Annotated in this window: 7 protein-coding genes; all 7 read left to right on the top strand. The window is 72.0% G+C overall.

The annotated features are described in order from the left end of the window. Positions 1–10 precede the first annotated feature (10 nt). The 7 genes from TAE01_RS17805 (at position 11) to TAE01_RS17835 (ending at position 8,514) form a co-directional block, all read left to right on the top strand. On the top strand, positions 11–937 hold the full coding sequence (locus TAE01_RS17805) for a Type 1 glutamine amidotransferase-like domain-containing protein (RefSeq protein WP_147068155.1): 927 nt from the start codon (positions 11–13) through the stop codon (positions 935–937). Further along, positions 934–2,085, top strand: a complete 1,152-nt coding sequence (locus TAE01_RS17810; protein WP_246111438.1) for an alpha/beta hydrolase-fold protein — start codon at positions 934–936, stop codon at positions 2,083–2,085. The genes TAE01_RS17805 and TAE01_RS17810 overlap by 4 nt, the downstream gene beginning before the upstream one ends. A 25-nt stretch (positions 2,086–2,110) precedes the next feature. After that, positions 2,111–2,839: an esterase family protein gene (locus TAE01_RS17815; protein WP_147068156.1), complete on the top strand. Its 729-nt coding sequence runs from the start codon at positions 2,111–2,113 to the stop codon at positions 2,837–2,839. Continuing rightward, positions 2,836–3,570 carry a glutamine amidotransferase gene (locus TAE01_RS17820; RefSeq protein WP_147068157.1) on the top strand — a complete coding sequence of 245 codons (735 nt, stop codon included), beginning with the start codon at positions 2,836–2,838 and terminating at the stop codon, positions 3,568–3,570. The genes TAE01_RS17815 and TAE01_RS17820 overlap by 4 nt, the downstream gene beginning before the upstream one ends. 104 nt (positions 3,571–3,674) lie before the next feature. After that, positions 3,675–6,056 (top strand): ATP-binding cassette domain-containing protein, encoded by a 2,382-nt coding sequence (locus TAE01_RS17825; RefSeq protein ID WP_147068164.1) that lies wholly within the window; start codon positions 3,675–3,677, stop codon positions 6,054–6,056. 91 nt (positions 6,057–6,147) lie between these two features. Further along, complete coding sequence (locus tag TAE01_RS17830) at positions 6,148–6,561, top strand: hypothetical protein (RefSeq protein WP_147068158.1); 414 nt, start codon at positions 6,148–6,150, stop codon at positions 6,559–6,561. Between the two features lie 129 nt (positions 6,562–6,690). After that, the gene (locus TAE01_RS17835; RefSeq protein ID WP_147068159.1) at positions 6,691–8,514 is read left to right on the top strand and encodes an ABC transporter substrate-binding protein; all 1,824 of its coding nucleotides are present in this window, start codon (positions 6,691–6,693) and stop codon (positions 8,512–8,514) included. Positions 8,515–8,923: the final 409 nt, after the last annotated feature.

An 8,923-nucleotide genomic window follows, 5' to 3' on the forward strand; every position in this document is an offset into this window, starting at 1 on the left:
CCTCGCACCGATGTCGACGACGATCCTGCTCGGACCCCAGCGCTTCACCACGACGGTGGGCTCCACCGTGCGCGCCCTCGGCGTGACCGGGCGCATCGCCATGGTCAACTCCGGCTGGGAGGAGCGCGAGTCCGACGACGCCGAGCTCGCCGGCCATCTCGACGGTCGCGGCGTCAACCTCCGGCTGCACCACCGGATGATGGACGTGCTGTCCAAGGACGAGCACTTCGCCGCAGCGGCCCGGGCGTTCCGCGACCGCATGGACGAGCTGCGCACCTTCTACGGCATCCGGCTGCAGGCGGCGATCGACGCGGTGCAGGCCGTCGCGCACCGCACGTCGATCCACGCCGTCGGGCCGATCGCCGAGGAGTCGGCGATGGAGGCGGTCCGCGAGGTCGACCGCTGGTACGCCGCCGAGCTCGACGAGCTGTACCGCTCGGTCCGCGCCACCGCGCCCCCCGACGAGAGCGGCACCATCGGCTGGCACCGGGGCGAGATCGGCGCGGTCCTCGACGAGTGCGAGGCGGTCGTCATCGCGGGCGGCAACGTGCGCACGCTCCTGTGGACCCTGCGCGTCTTCGACGTGGAGCTGCGTCCCGAGCAGTCGGTCGTGGCGTGGTCGGCGGGCGCGATGGCGCTCACCGACGAGGTGGTCCTCTTCCACGACTTCGCGCCCCAGGGCGTCACGGCGGCCGAGCTCCACGACCGGGGGCTCGGGCGGCTGCCCGGGATCGTCGCGCTGCCGCACGCCAAGCGGCGCCTCCAGCTCGACGACCACGAGCGGATGTCGGTGCTGGCCAGGCGTTTCGCCGAGCACCGGCTGCTGCTGCTCGACGATGGGGCCGTGGTCCGTTTCCCCGACGGCGCCACCGACCTGCCGGCCGGCGCTCGCGTCCTCGACCGCACCGGCCACGTCACCGTGGTGGGGGCCGCATGAGCGCCATGGAGCGCCTGGCCGTCAACCGGCTGCGCGAGCGGCTGCCGCTCGACGGTCCGACGATCGACCGCTTCGTCGAGCGCTACGGCTGCCCGATCATCGAGGGTGAGCGCGCGACCTTCCTCTACCGCGGTGACGTCGACGAGGTGTGGATCCGGCACCGGGTGGTCGGGCTGCCGGACCCGTTGCCGCTCAAGCGGATCGGCGAGTCGGACCTGTGGTCCGTGACGACCGTGCTGCCCGAGGGGTCCCGGGTCGAGTACCAGGTCGAGATCCGCAAGGGCGAGCACTACGAGCGCTTCAACGACCCGCTCAACCCTCGGCTCGCGCACAGCCCGATGGGGTCGTCGTCGGTGTGCGCGGCGATCGGCTACCGCGTGCCCGAGTGGGTCGCCTTCGACCCCGAGGCGCGCCAGGGCACCCTCGTCGAGGAGCAGGTGCGCAGCAAGGCCCTGCGCCGTGACCAGCCGGTGCAGATCTACCTCCCGGCCCGCTTCAACCGGGCCCAGCGCTATCCGCTGCTCGTCGTCCACGACGGTACCGACTACCTCGAGTTCGCGGCGATGAAGACGGTCCTCGACAACCTCATCCACCGGCTCGACATCGACCCCCTCGTCGCCGTCTTCGTGCCGCCGCGCGACCGGCTCAAGGAGTACCCCAACCACGCGCCGCACGCCCGGTTCGTCGCGCGCGAGCTCGTGCCGCTGCTCACCGATCGGCTGCCCCTCGTCGACACGCCGGAGGCGCGCTGCCTCATGGGCAGCTCGTTCGGCGGCGTCGCCTCGCTCTCGACGGCGGTGCGCTACCCCGGCCTCTTCGGCTCGCTCCTGCTCCAGTCGGCCTCGCTCGTCTTCACCGACATCGGCTTCGACCACGGCGGCGGCCCGGCGTTCGACCCGGTCGTGAAGTTCGTCAACCGCTTCCGGGAGAAGCCGTCGGCCGTCGTCGACCGGATCTTCATGTCGTGCGGCGTCTACGAGCCGCTCATCACGCCGAACCGGTCGATGGTGCCGGTCTTCCGGCAGACCGGCATGACGGTGCGCTACACGGAGTCGCGCGACGGCCACAACTGGGAGAACTGGCGCGACCGTCTCGGCGACGGCCTGTCCTGGCTCTTCCCCGGACCCCAGAAGTTCGTCTACGAGTGAATGCAACGGAGAGGGCAGGCAGCTCATGAAGGTGACCGACCGGTGGTACTCCGACCGTCTGGGCCAGGACATCAGCGTCGCGAGGTGGGGCACCTTCGGCGCGCCCGTGCTCCTCTTCCCGACCGCGGGCGGTGACGCGGAGGAGGTCGAGCGACACCACCTGATCGCCCACCTCGAGCCCCTCCTCGCCGCGGGCCGCGCCAAGGTCTACTCGGTCGACAGCGTCGCCGGCCGGGCCCTGGCCCAGCACCGGGGCACCGTCGAGTACCGCCTCGCTCTCTTCAACGCCTACCACGAGACGATCGCGCGGGAGGTCATCCCCGCCATCCACTCCGACCTCGGCGGGCAGCGCGTCCCCGTCACGGTCGCCGGCTCGTCCATCGGCGCCTTCAACGCGCTCGCGATCACCTGCCGCTACCCCGAGCTCGTGCACTCGGCGGTGTGCATGAGCGGGACGTACGCCATCGAGCAGTTCCTCGACGGCCACGTCAACGACGACCTCTACTTCAGCTCGCCGCTGCGTTTCGTGCCGGGGCTCGAGGGGCCGGCCCTCGACGTGCTGCGGACCCGCATGGTCGTGCTCGCCTCGGGCAGCGGCCGCTGGGAGGACGTCGGCGAGTCCCGTGCCGTCGCCGACGTGCTCGGCAGCAAGGGCATCCCCAACCGGGTCGACGACTGGGGCCCGGGCTACGACCACGACTGGCCGACCTGGTGGTCCATGCTGCCGCTCTACCTCGACGACCTGCTCCCGTGACGGGACGCCCCTTCCTGCTCCTGACCTCGCGGGTCGACGACGCGCTGGCGGCGCAGGAGCGGGCTGCGTTCCTGCGCCTGACCGGCCTCGGCGACGACGCCGTCGTGCACGTGCGCCTCGAGCAGGGACCCGTCCTGCCCCTCGACGTGACGGCATACGCCGGGGTCGTGCTGGGCGGCAGCCCGTTCACGGTGAGCGAGCCCGACTCGGCCAAGTCGGCGACCGAGCGCCGCGTCGAGGGCGAGCTGACCGTGCTCGTGCGCGAGCTCGTCGAGCGGCAGGTGCCCTACCTCGGGCTCTGCTACGGCGTCGGCGCGACGAGCCTGGCCCTCGGCGGGGTCGTCGACCGCACCTACGGCGAGCCCGTCGGCACGACGACGGTGCGGATCACCGACGCGGGCCGAGACGACCCCGTCTTCGGCGCGCTGCCCGACACCTTCGCGGCCTTCGTCGGGCACAAGGAGGCCGCGACCGAGCCGCCCCCGGGCGCCGTCGTCGTCGCGACGAGCGACGCCTGCCCGGTGCAGGCCTACCGGGTCGGGTCGTGCGCCTGGGTGACGCAGTTCCACCCCGAGCTCGAGGTGGAGACGTTCGTCGAGCGGATCCGGGCGTACGCCCACCTCGGCTACTTCCGACCGGACGAGCAGGACGCGATCATCGACGTCGTCCGCGCCGCCGACGTCTCGGCGGCCCACGACGTGCTGCGCCGGTTCGTCGCCGCGTTCCGCTGAGCCGCTCGGACCACACCTCGGAGAACCCGCCGGAGCCCGCCGGAGCCCGCCGCGCAGCGCCCCTCCCGTCGCCGCGGCGTCGTAGCGTACGTCGCATGGACGCGATGAGCACCGCCCCGTCGACCGACCGCAGCACCCACCCCGCCGACGTCCACGACACCATCCGCGTGCAGGGCGCGCGGGAGAACAACCTCAAGGACGTCAGCCTCGAGCTGCCCAAGCGCCGGCTGACCGCCTTCACCGGGGTCTCCGGCTCGGGCAAGAGCTCGCTCGTCTTCGCGACGATCGCCGCCGAGTCGCAGCGGATGATCAACGAGACCTACAGCGCCTTCGTCCAGGGCTTCATGCCGTCGCTGGCCCGTCCCGAGGTCGACCTCCTCGAGGGCCTGACGACGGCGATCATCGTCGACCAGGAGCGGATGGGCGCCAACCCGCGGTCGACGGTCGGCACCGCGACCGACGCCAACGCCATGCTCCGGATCCTCTTCAGCCGCATCGGCACGCCGCACATCGGGCCGCCGACGGCGTTCGCCTTCAACGTGCCGACCCGGGTCGCCAGCGGGGTCATGAAGACCGACCGCGGCAACCGGCAGGAGACCTCGGTCGTACGCGAGGCGGTCTACCAGGGCGGCATGTGTCCCCGCTGCGAGGGGATGGGGTCGGTCAACGACTTCGACCTCACGGCCATCTACGACGAGACGAAGTCGTTGGCCGACGGGGCGCTCCTCGTCCCCGGCTACAGCATGGACGGGTGGTACGGCCGGATCTTCAGCGGCGCCGGGCTGCCGATGGACAAGCCGATCGCCTCGTTCACCGACCGACAGCGCCAGAAGCTGCTCTACGGCCAGCCGGAGAAGATCAAGGTCGAGGGTGTCAACCTCACCTACGAGGGCGTCCTGTCCAAGGTGCAGAAGTCGATGCTCTCCAAGGACCTCGACGCCATGCAGCCGCACGTGCGCCGCTTCGTCGAGCGCGCGGTGACGTTCACGACCTGCCCGGACTGCAACGGCACCCGTCTCTCGCAGGAGGCACTCTCCTCGCGGATCAGGGGCAAGAACATCGCCGACCTCTGCTCGATGCAGATCAGCGACCTCGCCGTCTGGCTGCGTGACCTCGACGACGCCTCGGTCGCCCCGCTGCTGCGCGGGCTGCAGCACCTGCTCGACTCCTTCGCCGAGATCGGTCTCGGCTACCTCTCGCTCGACCGGCCCGCCGGCACCCTGTCGGGCGGCGAGGCCCAGCGCACCAAGATGATCCGCCACCTCGGCTCGTCGCTCACCGACGTCACCTACGTCTTCGACGAGCCGACGATCGGCCTGCACCCGCACGACATCGCCCGGATGAACGCGCTGCTGCTCCAGCTGCGCGACAAGGGAAACACCGTCCTCGTCGTCGAGCACAAGCCGGAGACGATCGCCATCGCCGACCACGTCGTCGACCTCGGGCCGGGGGCCGGCACGGGAGGCGGCGAGGTCGTCTTCGAGGGCACGGTCGAGCAGCTGCGCCGCAGCGACACGGTCACCGGCCACCACCTCGACGACCGGGTCAGCCTCAAGGAGTCGCTGCGCGAGGCGACCGGCGCGATAGAGATCCGTGGGGCGGCGACGCACAACCTGCGCGCCGTCGACGTCGACATCCCGCTCGGGGTGCTCTGCGTCGTCACGGGGGTCGCGGGCTCGGGCAAGAGCTCGCTGATCCACGGGTCGGTCGCCCAGCGCGAGGGCGTCGTCGTCGTCGACCAGGGCGCGATCCGCGGCTCCCGCCGGAGCAACCCTGCCACCTACACGGGTCTGCTCGAGCCGATCCGCAAGGCGTTCGCCAAGGCGAACGGCGTCAAGCCTGCGCTCTTCAGCTCCAACTCCGAGGGCGCGTGTCCGGCCTGCAACGGCGCCGGCGTCATCTACACCGAGCTCGGTGTCATGGCGACCGTCGAGTCGACGTGCGAGGAGTGCGAGGGCCGGCGCTTCCAGGCGGCGGTGCTCGACTACGAGCTCGGCGGACGCAACATCGCCGAGGTGCTCGCCATGCCGGTGACCGAGGCCCTGGGCTTCTTCGCCGAGGGCGAGGCCCGCACCCCGGCCGCCCACGCGATCCTGACCCGGCTCGCCGACGTCGGCCTCGGCTACCTGACGCTCGGCCAGCCGCTGACGACGCTGTCCGGTGGTGAGCGCCAGCGCCTCAAGCTCGCCGCGCAGATGGCCGAGAAGGGCGAGGTCTACGTGCTCGACGAGCCGACGACGGGCCTGCACCTGGCCGACGTCGACAACCTGCTCGGCCTGCTCGACCGGCTCGTCGACTCCGGCAGGTCGGTCGTCGTCATCGAGCACCACCAGGCGGTCATGGCCCACGGCGACTGGATCATCGACCTGGGTCCCGGCGCCGGGCACGACGGCGGCACCGTCGTCTTCGAGGGCACGCCGGCCGACCTCGTGGCGAGCCGCTCGACCCTGACCGGTGAGCACCTCGCCGCCTACGTCGGCGGCTGAGGTCCGCGGGGGTATCACCGCGGCGGGCCGGGCCCTCTGACGGCAAGGGCCCGTGGGGTCGGGCCCCTCCCTTCCGGAAGGACCGCCCGTCATGAGCGTCACCGACGTGTTCCCCCTCATCAAGGCCCCCGAGGCCTGGCCGGTCCCGGTCGTCGCGACGGTCGCGATGGTCTGCCTCGCCGGCCTCGACCTCGCCGGCGCGATCTTCGCCAAGGAGTGGGCGGTCAACGGCAGCGTGCGGGCCCTCGTGCTCGGCGTGGGCGCCTTCCTCGTCCTCTTCTGGGTGTATGCGTCGTCGCTGAGGTACGCCGAGCTCGCCCTCGTCACGATGGGCTGGGTCGTCATGCTCCAGGTGGGGCTCGTCCTCGTCGACCGCTGGCGCTACGGCGTGGAGCTGCCGACGGGCAAGTGGGTCGCCATCGCGGTCGTGCTCGCCGCGCAGGCCTACCTCGTGCTCGCGCCCAGCGCAGCGGAGGCGGGCGCCGCCGCGGGCGCTGGCGGCTAGACTCCGGAGCACGGACGGGGTGTTCCGGGTCTGCCGTCGTCCCACCTGCCGTCGTTGTCCGCGTGCCCACGCGCAGTCCCACAGTCCGGCCCGGGTCCACACCCCGGCCGGGTGCCTCGAAGGAAGTCCATGCGTCGACGTCTCGTCCGCCCCACGGTGGTGGCGGCGGTCGGCGTGCTCGCGCTGGCCACGGCGGCCTGCACGACCGGCGCCACCGACGCGTCCACGCCCGTGGCCACCGACGGGACGACTCCCGGCGTCGCCACGACAGGGCCCACCCCCACGACGCCGGCGGCGCCGCTCGTCGTCGGGGCGGTCTTCGACCACTCGACGCTCGACCCGACGCGCCAGTTCGACCGCAGTGGGGCCCTGCTGACGCACTCGCTCTACGAGACGCTGACGACCCTCGACCCCGACGACCCGACGAAGGTCGTGCCCGGGATGGCCGAGTACACCCTCTCGCCCGAGGGTCGCTGGTTGACGCTGCGGCTGCGCAAGGGGCTCGTGTTCTCCGACGGCACCCCGGTGACGACCGACGACGTCATCTTCAGCCTCGAGCGCGCCAAGGGCCTGACGGGGCCGGCGGCGTCGATCATCGGCACGGTCTCGACGACGAAGGTCGACGACCGCACCTTCACCCTCAGCTCGACCGGGTCGAACTTCGCGCTGCCCGCGATCCTCGCCAACCCGGCCTTCGGCATCCTCAACTCGGCCGCGGTCAAGGCGCACGGCGGGACCATCGGCCCCGGTGACACCGCCGGCGGCTACCTGTCGCAGCACTCGGCGGGGTCCGGTCCCTACGTCATCGAGAGCGTGCGCGGGTCGTCCGAGGTGCGGCTCAAGGCCAACCCCCTGTGGACGGGGGCCAGGCCGGCCTTCCCCGAGATCGTCCTTCGCAACCTCGACGCCAGGAGCCAGCTCGCCGAGCTGCGGGCCGGACGCATCGACATCGCCCTCGACCTCTCGCCGAACCAGGCCGAGGGGGTCGACGCCGGCACCCAGACCTCGGCGGTCACGGTGACGACGATGCGCTCGAGCTCGCTCGTCTACCTCACCCTCGGCCGCGACAAGACCCTCAACGCGTGGACGGCCAACCCCGACTTCGAGGAGTCGGTGCGTCGCGGCCTCGACCGTGAGGCGCTGTCCCGGGTCGCCGAGGGCTCGACGCCGGCGGCCGGCCTCATCCCGGCCGGCATCGTCGGAGCGCTCGAGGACCTCGCGCCGACGCCCACACCGTCGGCGACCGGAGGGGCGGCAGGCACCGGGGGCACCGGGGCGACCGGCACGCCGGGTCCCGCGACCTCCCCGCCCACGTCTCCCCCTTCGTCGACGGCCACCCCGACGACGCCCGGTCCGTCCATGACGACGGGCGCCAACGGCATACCGACTCCGGTGGTGACCCTGCCGCTCGTGCCGGCCCGCGACCTCGAGGCCGCCAGGGCGGCGTTGCGCCGGTCGGGCTACCGGGGGCAGCCGATCCCGCTGTCGTATGCCGCCGACCTGCCCATCCAGGGCATCCCGACGACGGCGCTCGCGACGGCCGTGCGCTCGCAGCTCGCCCAGGTGGGCATCAAGGTGCAGCTCAACCCGGCGCCGGCGGCCCAGGCGATCGCCGCCTACCGCTCGGGGCGGACTGCCTTCAGCCTGTGGAGCTGGAGCCCGGACTACCCGGACCCCGAGAACTACCTCGCGTTCGCGCCGGGTGAGCTCGTCGGCTCTCGGGCCGGCTGGGCCCGCGGCACCGACCAGGTCATCGACGACCTCACCGACGCCGCGCGCTCCTCGGTGGGCGACAACCGGGCCGGGGCGTATGCCGCGTGGCAGCTCGCGATGAACGAGCGCAGCCCCTTCGTCCCGCTCCTGCAGCCCTCGACCCGTTTCGCGAGCGGCGACCGCGTGACGGCGGTGCCGGGCAACCCGGTCTGGACCCTCGACCTGGCCCGCATCCGCTGAGGTTCGCCGAGGTCCACTGAGGTCCGCTGGGGTCCACTGGGTCCGCTGGGGTCCGGCGTCGCCCGTGGGGGTGCTCCGGGTAGGGCTCCCCAGGGGCGCGCGGAGGGGTGGCTGGGCCGGATTATGCGATCCGGCGAGGCTTCTGTAATGTTCTCTTCGTCAGCCCGACAGGGAGGAACGGACGCCACCGCGGAGCGAGTGATCGCGAGCGAAGTTGGCCGGTCCCGGGGTTGACGAGATGGTCCGAGGCACTCGACTTGATCGGGTAGCCTTGGAGAGTAGGAACCGCTGAACCAAGCGGGTCGGAGCCGGGCGATCTGAAGATCGTTTCGCGGCTTTTGACTCCCAAGCTTGAGGCGGGATAACTTTGAAGGGTTGCCCCTGAGGCTGGCTCATTGAGCCGGGTGAA

This window comes from Terrabacter aerolatus (genome assembly GCF_007991735.1).
Lineage (GTDB): Bacteria > Actinomycetota > Actinomycetes > Actinomycetales > Dermatophilaceae > Terrabacter > Terrabacter aerolatus.

Bases quoted from the DNA above. Each gene is read 5' to 3' on its own strand.
- TAE01_RS17815 (WP_147068156.1), top strand. From the start codon at position 2,111: ATGAAGGTGACCGACCGGTGGTACTCCGACCGTCTGGGCCAGGACATC.
- TAE01_RS17825 (WP_147068164.1), top strand. From the start codon at position 3,675: ATGAGCACCGCCCCGTCGACCGACCGCAGCACCCACCCCGCCGACGTC.
- TAE01_RS17810 (WP_246111438.1), top strand. From the start codon at position 934: ATGAGCGCCATGGAGCGCCTGGCCGTCAACCGGCTGCGCGAGCGGCTG.
- TAE01_RS17835 (WP_147068159.1), top strand. From the start codon at position 6,691: ATGCGTCGACGTCTCGTCCGCCCCACGGTGGTGGCGGCGGTCGGCGTG.
- TAE01_RS17830 (WP_147068158.1), top strand. From the start codon at position 6,148: ATGAGCGTCACCGACGTGTTCCCCCTCATCAAGGCCCCCGAGGCCTGG.
- TAE01_RS17805 (WP_147068155.1), top strand. From the start codon at position 11: ATGTCGACGACGATCCTGCTCGGACCCCAGCGCTTCACCACGACGGTG.